14 protein-coding genes are annotated in these 15525 nt (G+C 33.2%); 10 read left to right on the forward strand and 4 right to left on the reverse strand.

Annotated features, from left to right (window positions below; all coding sequences use genetic code 11):
- The first annotated feature begins 85 nt into the window (after positions 1-85).
- The 9 genes from ezrA (at position 86) to M1D64_RS05500 (ending at position 10311) form a co-directional block, all read left to right on the forward strand.
- The gene (gene ezrA, locus M1D64_RS05460; protein WP_037538279.1) at positions 86-1777 is read left to right on the forward strand and encodes a septation ring formation regulator EzrA; all 1692 of its coding nucleotides are present in this window, start codon (positions 86-88) and stop codon (positions 1775-1777) included.
- Between the two features lie 541 nt (positions 1778-2318).
- Positions 2319-3455 carry a cysteine desulfurase family protein gene (locus tag M1D64_RS05465; protein WP_041080011.1) on the forward strand — a complete coding sequence of 379 codons (1137 nt, stop codon included), beginning with the start codon at positions 2319-2321 and terminating at the stop codon, positions 3453-3455.
- Positions 3452-4675, forward strand: coding sequence for a tRNA uracil 4-sulfurtransferase ThiI (thiI, locus tag M1D64_RS05470; protein ID WP_041080010.1), 1224 nt, complete (start codon positions 3452-3454; stop codon positions 4673-4675). Before M1D64_RS05465 ends, thiI begins: the two co-directional genes overlap by 4 nt.
- Before the next feature lie 54 nt (positions 4676-4729).
- Positions 4730-5503, forward strand: coding sequence for a sulfite exporter TauE/SafE family protein (locus tag M1D64_RS05475; RefSeq protein ID WP_011302893.1), 774 nt, complete (start codon positions 4730-4732; stop codon positions 5501-5503).
- A 284-nt stretch (positions 5504-5787) separates the two neighbouring features.
- Positions 5788-6780, forward strand: coding sequence for a signal peptide peptidase SppA (gene sppA, locus M1D64_RS05480; RefSeq protein ID WP_011302894.1), 993 nt, complete (start codon positions 5788-5790; stop codon positions 6778-6780).
- An 8-nt stretch (positions 6781-6788) separates the two neighbouring features.
- A complete protein-coding gene (locus M1D64_RS05485) occupies positions 6789-7325 on the forward strand; it encodes an RDD family protein (protein ID WP_069822059.1) in 537 nt (178 codons plus the stop codon).
- Between the two features lie 92 nt (positions 7326-7417).
- Positions 7418-7912, forward strand: coding sequence for a thiol peroxidase (gene tpx / locus M1D64_RS05490; protein WP_002483031.1), 495 nt, complete (start codon positions 7418-7420; stop codon positions 7910-7912).
- Positions 7913-8078: 166 nt separating this feature from the next.
- A complete protein-coding gene (locus tag M1D64_RS05495) occupies positions 8079-9026 on the forward strand; it encodes a class I SAM-dependent methyltransferase (protein WP_041080007.1) in 948 nt (315 codons plus the stop codon).
- Between the two features lie 85 nt (positions 9027-9111).
- A complete protein-coding gene (locus M1D64_RS05500) occupies positions 9112-10311 on the forward strand; it encodes an acetate kinase (protein WP_069825912.1) in 1200 nt (399 codons plus the stop codon).
- A gap of 53 nt (positions 10312-10364) precedes the next feature.
- Here the strand turns inward: M1D64_RS05500 and M1D64_RS05505 are convergent, their stop codons facing one another.
- The gene (locus M1D64_RS05505; protein WP_069822057.1) at positions 10365-11537 is read right to left on the reverse strand and encodes an esterase-like activity of phytase family protein; all 1173 of its coding nucleotides are present in this window, start codon (positions 11535-11537) and stop codon (positions 10365-10367) included.
- Positions 11538-11777: 240 nt separating this feature from the next.
- Positions 11778-12281, reverse strand: a complete 504-nt coding sequence (locus tag M1D64_RS05510) for a universal stress protein (protein ID WP_002483035.1) — start codon at positions 12279-12281, stop codon at positions 11778-11780.
- Between the two features lie 142 nt (positions 12282-12423).
- Between M1D64_RS05510 and ald the strand changes: the two genes are divergently transcribed.
- Positions 12424-13539, forward strand: a complete 1116-nt coding sequence (gene ald / locus M1D64_RS05515; RefSeq protein WP_041080003.1) for an alanine dehydrogenase — start codon at positions 12424-12426, stop codon at positions 13537-13539.
- 124 nt (positions 13540-13663) lie between these two features.
- Here the strand turns inward: ald and M1D64_RS05520 are convergent, their stop codons facing one another.
- The gene (locus M1D64_RS05520; protein WP_369079874.1) at positions 13664-14293 is read right to left on the reverse strand and encodes a copper homeostasis protein CutC; all 630 of its coding nucleotides are present in this window, start codon (positions 14291-14293) and stop codon (positions 13664-13666) included.
- Entirely contained in the window at positions 14290-15342 is a 1053-nt protein-coding gene (locus M1D64_RS05525; protein WP_369079875.1) for a M24 family metallopeptidase, read from the reverse strand. Before M1D64_RS05525 ends, M1D64_RS05520 begins: the two co-directional genes overlap by 4 nt.
- Positions 15343-15525 lie beyond the last annotated feature (183 nt).

Consider the following 15525-nt stretch of genomic DNA (forward strand, 5'->3'; position numbering starts at 1 on the left):
TTCACATGAATTAATCCATTTTCTCTTTTAATGCATAGGTAACTTACGTTATAATAAACAGTGATAAAATAGGAGGAGAAAACATATGGTGTTGTATATCGTTTTAGCAATTATATTCATTATACTCATTATTGTTGGTGTATTGTTCTATATGCGTTCAAATAAAAGCCAAATGATAGAAAAGGCTGAAGAACGAAAGCATAAAGTTGAACAATTACCATACGATGAAAGTTTATCTCAATTAACAGAATTTAACTTAACAGGTGAGACAAAATCAACGTATGATAGATTGAAACAATCATCGTTAGATAGTAAAAATCAGTATTTATTACCGGTAGAAGAAAAGATTCATGATGCAGAGGGCTTGCTTGATAAATTTAAGTTTTCACAAGCTCAAACTGAAGTGGATGAAGCGCATGAAATGATGGATCAATATGAAGCGAACTATAATGAGCTCACTACACAAGTAGAAGAGATTATAGGACTACATAAACAAAGTGACCATTTATATAATGAATGTAAAACGGATTACCGCGAAATGAAGCGTGATGTGTTAGCAAACAGACATCAATTCGGCGAAGCAGCTTCACCGCTTGAACAAGAAATCGAATCTTTTGTTCCAGAAATGGAAACTTATGAAACGCTTAAATCAGAAGGTAATTTCAATCAAGCACATGACCATATCAAAACTTTAAATGATGACATGAATTATTTAAAAACAGATATGGATGAAATTCCAGATTTAATAAAAGAAGCACAAAAAGAATTGCCCGGCCAATTCCAAGACATTAAATATGGTTGTAGAGACTTGAAAGTAGAAGGCTACGACTTGGATCATGTCAAAATTGATAGCACGCTTCAAACATTAAAAACGGAGTTAAGCTTTGTAGAGCCAATGATAAGCAGATTAGAACTTGATGAAGCAAATGAAAAATTAAACAGCATTAATGACCGATTAGATGAAATGTACGAACTAATCGAGCTTGAAGTTAAAGCTAAAAATGATGTTGAAGAAACAAAAGAAGTTATTACAGATAATTTATTTAGAGCAAAAGAAATGAACTATACATTACAAACTGAAATTGAATATGTGCGCGAAAATTATTATATAAATGAAAGTGACGTACAAAATGTAAGACAGTTTGAAAATGAAATTCAAAATATGATTTCAGTATATGATGAAATTTTACGTGAAATGGCGAAATCTGCAGTGCGTTATAGTGAAGTGCAAGACAACTTGAAATATATCGAAGAACATGTAGCTGTTATTAATGAAAAACAAGAAAAATTACAAAATCATTTAATTCAATTGCGTGAAGATGAGGCAGAAGCTGAAGAAAATATTTTACGAGTACAAAGTAAAAAAGAAGAAGTATATAGAAAATTACTTGCTTCTAATTTACCAAGTGTACCGGAACGTTTTATCATTATGAAAAATGAAATTGATTATGAAGTAAGAGAAGTTAACAAGAAATTTAGTGTACGTCCAATTCATGTCAAACAGTTAAAAGATAAAGTATCTAAAGTCGTCCTACAAATGAATAAATTTGATGATGAAGCTACAGATGTACTTGTTAATGCAGTTTATGCAGAAAAACTAATTGAATATGGCAATCGTTATCGTAAAGATAGTTCAAATATTGATAAAAGTCTTAATGAAGCAGAACGCTTATTTAAGAACAATAGGTATAAACGTTCAATTGAAATTTCTGAACAAGCATTGGAAAGCGTTGAGCCTGGTATTACAAAACAAATAGAATCAAAAGTTATTGGTTAATATTAAACACATTACGCATAACTATAGATTAGAAAAGACTCGAGACACTGATTGTCTCGAGTCTTTTTTGCGATCGTTGATTCGAATGAGGATTATTAATTTAAAAAAACGGACAGTCGATACATAGCGTTTTATTTGTAATGCATGTTCATCGATTTGAATACGTGAAGTGTGCATTGAATGTGAATTGATTTTTATTTAATCCCATGATGAACAAGCTAGTATCGTAAATTATTTAACAATTATATGATTTATGGCTCAGTCTCTTTTATTTCTAGTAAAAGCGAGTATAATGCTAACAGTGTAAGTTTTAATCGGATAGTTAAAACATATGAAAATGTATTTAAGTGCGTATATTCAATCTAATTTAGTTATAAAATGTATTAATGTTAAATCATTAAAATCAATAGGTGGAGCGCATGCATATATTCTGTTAAGTGAAATGTTTATATGTAGCATATTCCGATTAAGATATAAAATTTTAAAACCCGACGCTTTTCGGAGCTCAAATAAACTACAAGAAAAAATTGGAGTGAAAACATTGATATACCTTGATAACGCTGCAACAACGAAGCCTAATCAAGATGTGTTAGATACTTTTATTAAAGTGAATCAATCACTATATTTTAATCCTAATAGTCCACATCAAGCAGGTTTACAAGCAGAACAATTATTACAACAATCAAAACGACAAATTAAAGACTTATTTAATTTAGATAATACATTTGATATTATTTATACAAGTGGTGCTACTGAATCAAATAATATAGCACTTAAAGGTATTGCTTATAAGAAAAAGAATTTCGCCAATGAAATTATCACTTCATTATTAGAACACCCCTCCGTTTTAGAAGTGGTTCGTTCACTAGAGGACGAAGGATTTATTGTGAAGTATGTCGATGTAACAGATGAAGGTCGAATAGATTTGAATCACCTTCAAACATTAATGTCAGATAATGTAGGACTTGTTACATGTATGCATGTCAACAATATAATGGGTCAAATACAACCGATTGCCGATATAGCAGAAATTGTTCATCAATATCCTAAAGCACATTTACATGTTGATGCAGTACAAGCTATTGGGAAAACACCACTCATATTTGAAGGTGTAGATACACTTAGTCTAAGCGGACATAAATTTAATGGTTTGAAAGGCCAAGGCATTTTATTTGTTCGAAATATACATCAGTTAGAACCAATTGTTCATGGTGGTGGACAAGAATTTGGTGTGAGAAGTGGGACGGTTAACTTACCGATGGATATTGCTATCGTTAAAGCGATGAAATCAGCAGTTAATCATACACAGGATTTAAATAGTCGGTTAAGCGAATTTAATAATGAATTACGCCAATATTTGGTTGCATTTCGTGGTGTTGAGGTTAATTCACCTAAGGGTGCTGCTGCTCATATTTTAAATGTTGGGTTGGCAGGTGTTAAAGGTGAAGTATTGGTGAATGCATTCTCTAAAAATGACATCATGTTATCAACGACGAGTGCTTGTTCTTCGAAAAAAGCAAGTCTTAATGAAGTTTTGTTAGCAATGGGTATTCCAACGAAGCAAATTGAAGGTAGTATCCGTATTTCTATGGATAGCTATACTACTGAAGCAGATATTGAAACATTCAAGGAAAAATTCAAATTAGTATATGAAGAAGTGAAGGAGTTGTTAGTATGATTTATGATCACATATTAGTGAGGTACGGTGAGCTTACTTTAAAAGGCGCCAACCGTAAATTATTTGTGAACAAATTACGTTCTAATGTAAAGCGTGCATTAATGCCGTTACAAGGTTATACAGTAAAGGCAAATAGAGACAGAATGTATATTGAATTAGACGAAGGCGCAGATATTGAAGAAATGTGTAATCGACTAAAAAAAGTCTTCGGTATTTATTCTATCAGTCCCGTATTAAAAATTGAAAAAACAGTAGAAGCGGCTAATGAATTAGCGGTGCGCTTTGCTAAGGAATATGCAGATGGTGATACATTTAAAATTGATGTAAAACGTTCAGATAAAAACTTTCCATATGATACGTATGCATTGCAACGCACGGTCGGTGGCGCTGTTTTAGATGCTATGAACCATTTATCAGTCGATGTGCATAACCCAGATCACAACATTAAAGTTGAAGTACGTTTAGATGCAATCTATATGTACGATCAAGTGATTGAAGGTTCAGGTGGATTACCAGTAGGTACGGGTGGTAAGACATTGCTTATGCTATCCGGCGGTATTGATTCACCTGTTGCAGGTATAGAAGTTATGCGCAGAGGTGTTACAGTAGAAGCGATTCATTTTCATAGTCCGCCATTTACAAGTGAAAAAGCGAAAGAAAAGGTTATTGAATTAACACGCATTTTATCTGGACATGTAGGACCCATAAAATTGCATATTGTTCCTTTTACAGATTTACAAAAACAAGTTAATAAAGTTGTACATGAACGCTATACAATGACTTCAACAAGACGCATGATGATGCGCGTTGCGGATAAAGTTGTTCATGATATTGATGCCCATGCGATAGTAAATGGTGAAAATTTAGGTCAAGTGGCAAGTCAAACGCTAAAAAGTATGTATGCTATAAACCATGTCACTTCTACGCCAGTACTTCGCCCGTTATTAACGTTAGATAAAGAAGATATTGTAAAAAAAGCGAAAGAAATTGGAACGTTTGATGTGTCTATTCAACCTTATGAAGATTGTTGCACAATCTTCACGCCAAAAAATCCTATAACTGAACCAGATATTGAAAAAGTAGAAAAATATGAAATTGGTTATGATTTTGAACCATTAGTACAACAAGCTGTAGATGGTATTGAAACATTGCTTATTACTAGTGATTACCAAAGTGAAAAAGATACAGCAACACAAGCACTAGCTGACGATTTATTTTAATATATTAAAGTATCATGGAATATATATTTTTTAATAAATAAAGGGGTTGGTTAAATGTTAGAGTGGGATGTTTCAATTGTAATCATCATTATTCTTCTTGGATTTTTGGCTGCATTTATTGATGCAGTTGTAGGCGGTGGTGGTTTAATATCAATACCTGCATTGCTTGCAGTTGGTATGCCGCCATCCACAGCATTAGGAACAAATAAATTAGCAAGTGCATTCGGTTCTTTGACAAGTGCATTTCGCTTTTTGCGTTCTGGCAATGTGGATTTGAAAATTGTTGGTAAATTATTTCCATTTGTATTTGTATTCGCTATTGGTGGCGCCAGTATCGCCACATTCTTACCTTCAGAGCTCTTAAAACCAGTTGTTATTGTCATATTAACCATTGTGATGATTTACACGATTATGAAAAAAGATTGGGGTAACGTCCGTACTTTTACCAAATTAACTTTTGGGAAAGCAATACTATTTGCTTTACTCATGTGTTTAATAGGCTTTTATGATGGCTTTTTAGGTGGCGGAACGGGTTCTTTTATGCTCTTTATTTTACTAATGTTTGGTTTTGATTTTTTAGGCGCGGCAGGTAATGCGAAAGTGTTAAACTTTGCCTCCAATTTAGGTGCACTCCTCTTATTTATATGCTTAGGCCAAGTGGATTATTTTTATGGCTTGATTATGGCTGTAAGTATGATATGTGGTTCTTATGTAGGTGCTATGTTTGCTATAAAAAAAGGTGTGGGCTACGTCAAAGTATTATTTATAGTCGTGACTGCAATATTAATCTTGAAAAATGCTTATGATTATTTAATTCAAATCATATAGCTATCAATTAGTACAGTATATAAAATCTGTTATAAATACATAAGTCTCATTTTTGTAGTAGTTTTGAGTCAAACTCGTGATTGGATTTTAACAGAAAGTGTTTATCAATAAGAAACAGTATGGTCTAAAGTAAATGATGAATTGTTGAGAGCATAGTAAGAAATCAAAATGGATTGATTTCTTACTATGCTCTCATTATTAATCTTATTTAAGGTATACATTTAGGATTTAATTGTGTTTAAATGAAGAAGGAATCAATAGAAAATATATGGGAGTGACGATGAATGTCGAAAAAGCGTATTATCGCCTTAATACTTGCAGTTGTGATCGTTCTAGGTGGTATAATAATGAGTTCTATTTCAGCTGTTGTTTCATCTTTATTTAGTGAATCAACTACATCTGATACGAATCCTTTTACAGAGAAAGTAGAAAAAGAAGGTAATTCCAGCAAACGTATCGCTCATCTAACATTAAATGGTGAAATTACTGAAGGTACTGGTGGTGGCCTGTTCGGTGGTGAAGGATATAACCATGAAGCATTTTTAAAACAGTTGGATAATGTGAAAAAAGATGATTCTATAAAAGGTGTGCTGTTAACGGTCAATACACCCGGTGGTGGTACATATCCAAGTGATGAAATTTATGAAAAGATAAAAGAAATTAAACAAAAACATAAAAAGATTTATGTCCATATGGATAGCATGGCTGCGTCAGGTGGATATTATATTTCAGCACCTGCAGATAAGATTTATGCAGGTCCACAAACAATGACTGGTTCAATCGGAGTGATTATGTCTAGTATCGATTACTCAGGATTACAAAAGAATTTAGGTATCAAACAAAACGTAATCAAATCAGGTGAACATAAAGATATTTTAAGCAGTTCAAGAGAAATGACAAGCGAAGAAAGAGATATCTTACAATCTGTTTTAGATGATAGCTTCAATAGATTTGTTAATATTGTAAAAGACGGTCGAGATATGCCAGAAAGTAAAGTTAGAAAGCTGGCAGATGGTCGAATTTATAGCGCGCAACAAGCGAAAAGTAATGGTCTGATTGACGAAATTGGTTACGAAGATCAAACTGTCAAAGCATTGAAAAAAGATATTAATGCTAAGGACGCAGAAGTGTTTGAATATAGCACAGACGGTGGTTGGTTCTCATCAATGTATAATGTGAAATCAAGCATTTCTCAGTTTACAAATGAAATCAAAGATGTGAAATCAATCATTACAAATGATACTAAAACTGAACCTATGTATCTTTACGAAGGTTAGGTGAAATTATGGAAAACATACAAGACAGTGTTTCAGAATATACAAAAGATAGTGCACAAAAAATAGATACAGATACACTGTATCATGAACAAATGTTAAAAGCTTTATATGCTGGTTTTGGTATTAGATTTTGTGCTTTCATAATAGATTTGTTAATCATTTTCGGAGTACATAGTTTGATCTTAAAACCGATTTATCATTTCACAAATTTAGATTCAGTAAAACTATGGATTGATTATTTTAGTGTGGGTCATCTGTTGGATGCATTAGTATTTTATTTGTATTTTGTATTAATGACAAAATATTTTAAACAAACACTTGGTAAAATGATTTGCAATATCAGAGTAGAGCGCATGGACAGACAACAGCTAACGTGGACAGATGTACTGTTTAGAGAATGGATTGGACGTATTATTAGCGGTGTATTTGCAAACTTGCCTTATTTAGTGACAATTTTTACTAAAAAGCATAGAGGTATACATGATTATTTCGCAGATACGGTGGTCATAAAAAATAAATTTGAAAAATTGTTTTATTTAAAGTAGATTAACACTTATTACAGGTAGAATAGTATCATTCATAATTCTAAAGCGTTATAATAATTGAAGTACACATTTATAATTTAGGAGGCGTTCTAATGGCGCAAATTACATTCAAACAAGAACCAATTACTTTATTAGGTTCGCAAGTGAAAACAGGTGAAACAGCTCCAGAATTCACTTTGCTAGATAATGATTTAAATGAAGTAAACTTATCAACTTATGATGGTCAAAAGAAATTAATTAGTGTTGTACCATCTATAGATACAGGTGTTTGCGATCAACAAACGCGTAAATTTAACGAAGAAGCTTCACAAGAAGATGGCGTTGTATTAACTGTTTCAGTTGATTTACCATTCGCACAAAAAAGATGGTGTGCATCGAACGGATTAGATAACGTGATTACATTAAGTGACCATAAAGACTTATCTTTTGGTAAAAACTATGGTGTCGTAATGGAAGAATTACGTTTACTTGCACGTTCCGTTTTTGTATTAGATAAAAATAATAAAGTCGTATATTCAGAGATTGTTTCTGAAGGTACAGATTTCCCAGACTTTGAATCAGCATTAGAAGCATATCGTAATATTTAATTACGTTTTGCAATATATATAATAAGTTAAATATATTGTTGCACAAGCAAACAGTATCATTGACATTATAAAAATTACTGTCCATAATTATTTGGTAAAATAAGTTAGTATAAACTGGCTTGATTTCAATTAAATTATGGGCAGTTTTTTTAGAAAGGACTATTAAATGACACAAGAAGAAACAGTAATGGAGCAGTTATTCAAAACATTAGATGAAAAAGCAAAGGATTTAAATGATGGAAACGGACAAAGTTTTATCGAAAATTTAGGTCTTGCTATGGAGCATATTTATACAAATAAGAGAGAGTTATTAGAACAAGCTACATTGCAAGATAGAAGGAAAGCATTCCAGTTTGCATATCTAAGTCTAATGCAAAAAGAAGATATACAAGCAAATCATCAAATTACACCAGATTCTATTGGCTTAATTTTAGGCTTTTTAGCTGAACGATTCTTAAAAAATAACGAGTCAATGCACATTGCAGATATTGCTAGTGGTGCTGGACATTTAAGTGCTTCGGTACACGAGGTGCTTTCAGATCACACTTTAATGCATCACTTAGTAGAAGTAGATCCAGTACTTTCTAGAGTAAGTGTCCATTTGGCTAACTTTTTAGAAATACCGTTTGATGTTTATCCTCAAGATGCAATTATGCCTTTACCTTTCGAAGACGCAGACGTTGTAATCGGGGATTTACCAATTGGATACTATCCTGTTGATGATAGAAGTAAAGAAATGGCACTTGGTTTCGATGAAGGGCACAGTTATTCTCATTTCTTATTGATAGAGCAAGCTATTACAGCTATGAAAGCATCTGGTTATGCATTTTTAGTTGTTCCAAGCAATATTTTTGAAGGTGAAAATGTGAAACAGTTGCAAAATTTCATTGCTACAGAGACAGAAATGCAAGCATTCTTAAATTTACCATCAACCTTATTTAAAAATGAAAAAGCACGTAAATCTATCCTTGTATTACAGAAAAAAGAAACGAATGTGACGAAACCAGTCGAAGTTTTATTAGCAAATATACCAGATTTCAAGAGCCCACAACAGTTCCAAGCATTTTTACAAGATTTAAATGCATGGATGCAAGAAAATCATCCTGAAAATTAAACTGTAATATTCTTGAATTCATACTGTATTAATGATTAAATGGTAATGGATATAAAACTTATTTGAAAATGGAGGCATTATGCTTATGTCAAAATTGATTTTGGCTATAAATGCTGGTAGTTCATCTTTGAAATTTCAACTTATTGAAATGCCGGAAGAAAAAATTGTAACTAAGGGACTTGTTGAACGTATTGGATTAAAAGATTCAGTATTCACTATTGAAGTAAATGGGGATAAAATTAAAGAAACAAATGATATTGCTGATCACGAAGAAGCAGTTAATATCATGTTAGATAGTTTCAAAAAACATGGTGTCATTGATAGTATTTATGACATTAATGGTACTGGACACCGAGTTGTACATGGTGGCGAATTATTCCCAGAGTCAGTTTACATAACTGATGAAGTAGAAAAGCAAATTGAAAGTTTAAGTGAATTAGCACCTTTACACAACCCAGCTAACTTAATGGGTATCCGCGCTTTCCGTAAATTATTACCGGAAATTCCACATGTCGCATTGTTTGATACATCATTCCATCAAACAATGCCTGAAAAATCGTTCTTGTATAGTTTACCTTATCAATATTATAAAGATTATGGTATTCGTAAATATGGTTTCCACGGTACGAGCCATAAATATGTCTCTCAACGTGCAGCAGATATTTTAGGTAAACCAATTGAAGAATTACGTCTTATTTCTTGTCATATTGGTAATGGTGCCTCTATAGCTGCTATCGATGGTGGAAAATCTGTAGATACATCCATGGGCTTCACACCTTTAGCTGGTGTGACAATGGGAACACGTTCAGGTAACATTGACCCTGCATTAATTCCGTTTATCATGGAAAAAACAGGTAAGAATGCTGAAGAAGTCTTAAATACGTTGAATAAGGAATCAGGATTACTTGGTATTTCTGGTACATCTAGTGATTTAAGAGATATTCAAGGAGAAGCTGAAGAGGGCAAAGATAGAGCTCAATTAGCACTCGATGTCTTCGCTTCACGTATTCACAAATATATCGGTTCTTATGCGACACGTATGCATGGTGTAGATGTTATCGTATTTACAGCAGGCGTTGGTGAAAATTCTGATGTTGTAAGAGCTAAAGTGTTAGAAGGATTAGAATTTATGGGAGTATATTGGGATGCTAAGAAAAATGAAAGCATTCATGGTGAAGAAGCATTTATTAACTACCCACACTCACCAGTTAAAGTTATCGTTATTCCAACAAATGAAGAAGTTATGATTGCGCGTGACGTTATCAATTTTGGTGATTTTAAATAAATTATATTTAAATAAGTAAAGGCATTTTCCAAAATCGGAAAATGCCTTTTTTGTTATTTTGGAATAACTTCAAACGCCATAAATTGTTGCTTTTGAGCCTTATTAAAATTATTGTCAGCAACTATAACAATACTGTCGTGTTCATTTGGTAATTGTTTACCAAATGTAATACCTTCGATATTATCTATGTGACCAATATCTTCTTTATTTAAATCAGCGATGAGTTCTTTTTTTACAGGGTGAATCTTAGTTTGCTTTAATGACTCTTGATTTTTAATATCTGTAGCTTGGTCGGTATTTATTTTATAAATGCGTACATAATTGTGATATGAATTATCAGAAGATTGCACACTTGCGCGTTCCAAAGTTAAAAATTCATGATTGTTAATTGCTAATAATTCAGAAACGCCATTTTCAGCTTCCTTACCCTTACCAGGTGATTTCGGTATAGCATCTAAACGATATGCATATTCGTTTAATAAGCGTCCTTGTCTATCATATTGTGTGATGCGAGATAATCCCTCTGTTGTAGGTGTAGGGGATTTACCATCTTGTATTAAAGGCGCTTCTGTTGCTGTCCAAATAGAATGCCCATCTGCTGAAAATGTACTTCCTTCTAATGCGAGATTATTACGGAAACCATGTTTTGCATGTTGATCCATTTTTTGTGTGTGGCTTATAGGTATTTCTGTAATAAAGTCGCCCTGTAACGAAGCTAAACGGATAAAAGGATTTAGGCCTAAACTACGATCACCTTCACTTGTATACATGATTTGTTTGTATAAAGGGTCGAAGCGAATAGATTCTGGATCAGCAACGATATCTTGTGGATTGTCTTTGTAATGGTTCTTGTTAGTATAGTTTGAACCATTCGGCTGTTTTAGTAAGTGCATAGATTGTAGCTTAATTTTATTAAAATGATTTTGGTTATAGTTTAGTTTTGCTTCGTAGCATCTAGAAGGATTTTGTTCTGAACGATCATCACTTATTAATAACCAACGATGAGTTGTTGGTTGATAGGTAATTCCAGAAATACCGCCAACTTTTGTATGATCGAATTGAGTGTTATATGGCACAGTTTGACTACCTATAAATCTAAGGTCATCTACGGATTGTGTTGCGTGTTCGGATACTTTAGCCTTTGCACTAACTTGATTATTATATGTGTGACTCAAAGTAGTTAATGCTAATAAACTTATTGCGAATGATTTATAAATCATTTTCATATTTACATGCTCCTTAATTTAAAAGTATTAAATTAAGTATAAAGGAAGGGTGTGAAATGAAATTAAAATTTCAATGACTATATTGTAAAGTAGTGAGTGAAATGAAGTTTTTTGAAATTTAAAATGAGGAGAGGGGCTTTACAGCTACTGTTTAATTGAAAAAAGCCTGAGACATCTATTAATGTCTCAAGCTCTTTTCGTAATTATCTTGTTCAATCAGCCCTATAAATTAAAAACTATTTAGTGAGCTTGATATTGAGATCTAAACTCATCAGTGGCAACTTGAGGTTGGAAATCTTCAGGAAGTTCTTCTGTACGAACCACTAACACATCACATGGAGAATGGCGAACAATTGCTTCAGATACTGAACCAACGATAAATCTTTCGACGGCATTTAACCCTGAAGTACCGCACATAATTAAGTCAGCATCTACATCTGTTGCTAGCTTTTTAGGTATAATAGCTTTTGGTGAACCAAATTCTAAACGTGTTTCAACGTTTTTCACACCAGCATTTGTAGCAACTTCTTTATAACCTTTTAATAAATCGTCTGAGAAATTTTTTGACTTCTCAGTAAATTGAGCATCATACACTTCATATGAAGAATATGTTCTTGAATCAATGACATTCACCACTGTTAATTTTGCATCATTACGTTTTGCCACATCCACTGCTTTGTTAAAGGCCCATTCAGCTTCATGTGATCCATCGACGGCTATTAAAATATTTTTATAAGTTAGCATCGTAATTACCTCCTTATTTTTCTTACTTATATTATACCACCGTTTACAGAATATTAACATAATTTAGATGTTGTAAAAGTACTCTAAACTTTGATTGCGCTTTCATAAAATACGCGTTACTATAAATTTGGAGGTGGATGAAATGATTATAGGTATTCCGAAAGAGATTAAAAACAATGAAAATAGAGTGAGTTTGTCACCAAGTGGTGTACATGCATTGGTAGAACAAGGTCATACTGTCATTGTTGAAAAATCTGCAGGCTTAGGTTCGTATTTTGAAGATGTAGACTATACTGAAGCTGGTGCAAGCATCGTTAACGAACAAGCTGAAGTATGGAACGTAGATATGGTTATGAAAGTGAAAGAACCATTAGAAGAAGAGTTTCAATATTTCAAAGAAGGTCTAATTCTATTTACTTATTTACATCTAGCGAATGAAGAAAAATTAACTCGAGCTTTACTAGAAAATAAAGTAGTTGGTATTGCTTACGAAACGGTCCAATTGCCTGATCGTACATTACCATTATTAACACCAATGAGTGAGGTTGCAGGTCGTATGTCTGCACAAATTGGTGCTGAATTTTTACAAAAATATAAAGGTGGCATGGGCATTTTACTTGGTGGTGTACCTGGCGTATCAAAAGGTCGCGTGTCTATCATTGGCGGTGGTCAAGCTGGAACAAATGCTGCTAAAATTGCACTTGGTTTAGGTGCTGATGTTACAATTTTAGATGTTAATCCTAAACGTTTACAAGAATTAGAAGATTTGTTTGATGGACGTGTTCACACAATCATGTCTAACCCTTTAAATATAGAACAAAGTGTGAAAGATAGCGATTTAGTTATTGGTGCTGTATTAATTCCAGGCGCTAAGGCACCAAATCTTGTAACTGAAGATATGGTCAAAGAAATGAGAGATGGAGCCGTTATCGTTGATATTGCAATTGACCAAGGTGGTATTTTTGAAACAACGGATCGAATTTCCACACATGATGACCCAACATATAAAAAACATGGCGTCGTACACTATGCTGTTGCGAATATGCCTGGTGCAGTGCCACGCACATCTACAATTGCTCTAAATAATGCAACGTTACCATATGCCCAACAACTAGCAAGTAAAGGCTATTTAAAGGCTGTACAAGATAACCATGCATTGTCATTAGGACTTAATACAATTAATGGCGAGTTGACGAACAAAGGCGTAGCGGAAGCATTGAACCTATCTTATACAGATATCGAAAGTGCACTTAAATAATATAAGTAATGAATTATTAAATAAAAAACTGGCAAGTCTTGGAGTATTTAACTCAAAAAGACTTGCCAGTTTTTTATTTTGCTATGTCAAAATGATAATGTCATTAAGAAAATATGGGAAGTATTTAAACGATTTTAGTACCGTGGACTTCTTGGAACGGAAAGGCTTCAAGAAGTTCAGGAAGATTGTCTTTATTCAGACCGCCGCCAGGCATGATTTCGATGTGACCGTCTGAATTTACTACAAGTTTACCTAATTGATTTAAGTTATCGAACAGATTTGTATCGCTCGGTCCGCCATGTGTTAATAAACGTGTAAACCCTATATCAATTAATTGGTGTAAAGCCTTAATTTGTCCTTCTAGGTAAATTTCATCAAATGCCATATGACATACAACTGGAGTAGGTGAGGCCAAATTTTTCAAGGTCTTCATTTGCCATTCGTTTAAAGTTGAGTCCTCAGTTAAACAACCAAAGACAAAATAATCTACATTTAATTGTTTCAGTGATTTTATGTCACGTTGCATGATTTCGAAATCATACAAGTTATAAACAAAATGACCACCACGTGGACGAATCATAACAGCAATCTCAACGTGGTTAGCTTTGCATATTTCTGTTGCAATTTCTACCATGCCGAAACTAGGTGTAGTACCAGCCACACTTAAATTATCGCAAAGTTCAATTCGATTAGCACCATTGGCAACAGCTTGCTCAACTTGCTGAATTGTTTCTACTACGGCCTCTTTTATCATTTTTTGTAACCAGTTAAACTTTCATTACCATTTTCAGTAACTAAGATGTCATCCTCAATTCTTACACCAGCTACACCTGGTACATAAATACCGGGTTCAACAGTTATAACCATGCCTGCTTTAAATTCATTTGTATTTGTACTTGAAACGTCTTGATATTCATGTTCTTCTAAGCCTAAGCCATGTCCTAGGCGATGAGGAAAGTATTCGCCATAACCCGCTTCAGTAATGATGTTACGTGCAATATCATCTACATCTTTAATCGTTACACCAGGTTTAATAGCTGCTATAGCTTCTTTTTCTGCTTTTAATACAACATCGTAAATTTCTTGTGCTTTAGCATCAGGTGTACCAAATTTAACCGTTCTAGTCATATCACTGCAGTAATTTTCATAAATAACCCCTAAATCAAATAAGACAAACTCGTCTTTTTTCAATTGGCGGTCTCCTGGTGTGCCATGAGGGGAAGCAGCATGGTCTCCAAATAATACCATAGTGTCGAAACTCATTTCATTTACACCATATGCTTTAATTTCATATTCAATATGATTGACAACTTGACGTTCAGTGACACCTTCTTTTAAGAAACTCACACCAATTTCGATACATTTATCGGCAAGTTCACAAGCTTTTTTAATTTTTTCGATTTCCGAGTCACTTTTAATATTACGTAATGTTTTGATTGTTTGATCAATATCCCCAAAGCTTTGTACACCAAAAGCGTCAATAAGTTCACGTTGACGTTGTAATGTTAAATGTGCTGATTCAACAAGTAATTTATTGAATTTAATATCGTATTTATCTAAAGCATTTTCTGTGTCTAAATAACCGATAACTTCACCATTAAATGGAGAGGCGCAAACTTCTTCAACTTCTAATTGCGGGCAAAACAATACTTGTTCACCATTTGATTTAATTAGTAATGCAAGTAAACGTTCATGAGGATCACTTAAATAACCAGTGAAATAAAAAATATTTAAAGGTGTTGTTATCCAAGCAGCATCTGCCTGTTGGGATTTTAATTCTTCGGTAATCTGTTCTAATTTCATTTTAATTCATCCTCCTAAATAGTTAATCATATTTAATTTTATGTTACTTGATGAAGGAATTCAAAAGTTAAATATGATAATAAAACAATATCATAGGAAAATTTTTAAATTTAAGAAGAAAAACACTCAGTAAATTAAATTACCGTGTTATAGCGTGAGGGATTTGTGGTATATAAAGACTAA

The organism is Staphylococcus sp. Z5-21 (assembly GCF_056529615.1).

Excerpts from the sequence above, each read along its gene's own strand:
- tpx (WP_002483031.1), top strand. The coding sequence starts at position 7,418 with ATGGCGCAAATTACATTCAAACAAGAACCAATTACTTTATTAGGTTCG.
- M1D64_RS05525 (WP_369079875.1), bottom strand. The coding sequence starts at position 15,342 with ATGAAATTAGAACAGATTACCGAAGAATTAAAATCCCAACAGGCAGAT.
- M1D64_RS05495 (WP_041080007.1), top strand. The coding sequence starts at position 8,079 with ATGACACAAGAAGAAACAGTAATGGAGCAGTTATTCAAAACATTAGAT.
- M1D64_RS05485 (WP_069822059.1), top strand. The coding sequence starts at position 6,789 with ATGGAAAACATACAAGACAGTGTTTCAGAATATACAAAAGATAGTGCA.
- M1D64_RS05520 (WP_369079874.1), bottom strand. The coding sequence starts at position 14,293 with ATGATAAAAGAGGCCGTAGTAGAAACAATTCAGCAAGTTGAGCAAGCT.
- sppA (WP_011302894.1), top strand. The coding sequence starts at position 5,788 with ATGTCGAAAAAGCGTATTATCGCCTTAATACTTGCAGTTGTGATCGTT.
- M1D64_RS05510 (WP_002483035.1), bottom strand. The coding sequence starts at position 12,281 with ATGCTAACTTATAAAAATATTTTAATAGCCGTCGATGGATCACATGAA.
- thiI (WP_041080010.1), top strand. The coding sequence starts at position 3,452 with ATGATTTATGATCACATATTAGTGAGGTACGGTGAGCTTACTTTAAAA.
- M1D64_RS05500 (WP_069825912.1), top strand. The coding sequence starts at position 9,112 with ATGTCAAAATTGATTTTGGCTATAAATGCTGGTAGTTCATCTTTGAAA.
- M1D64_RS05505 (WP_069822057.1), bottom strand. The coding sequence starts at position 11,537 with ATGAAAATGATTTATAAATCATTCGCAATAAGTTTATTAGCATTAACT.
- ald (WP_041080003.1), top strand. The coding sequence starts at position 12,424 with ATGATTATAGGTATTCCGAAAGAGATTAAAAACAATGAAAATAGAGTG.
- ezrA (WP_037538279.1), top strand. The coding sequence starts at position 86 with ATGGTGTTGTATATCGTTTTAGCAATTATATTCATTATACTCATTATT.
- M1D64_RS05475 (WP_011302893.1), top strand. The coding sequence starts at position 4,730 with ATGTTAGAGTGGGATGTTTCAATTGTAATCATCATTATTCTTCTTGGA.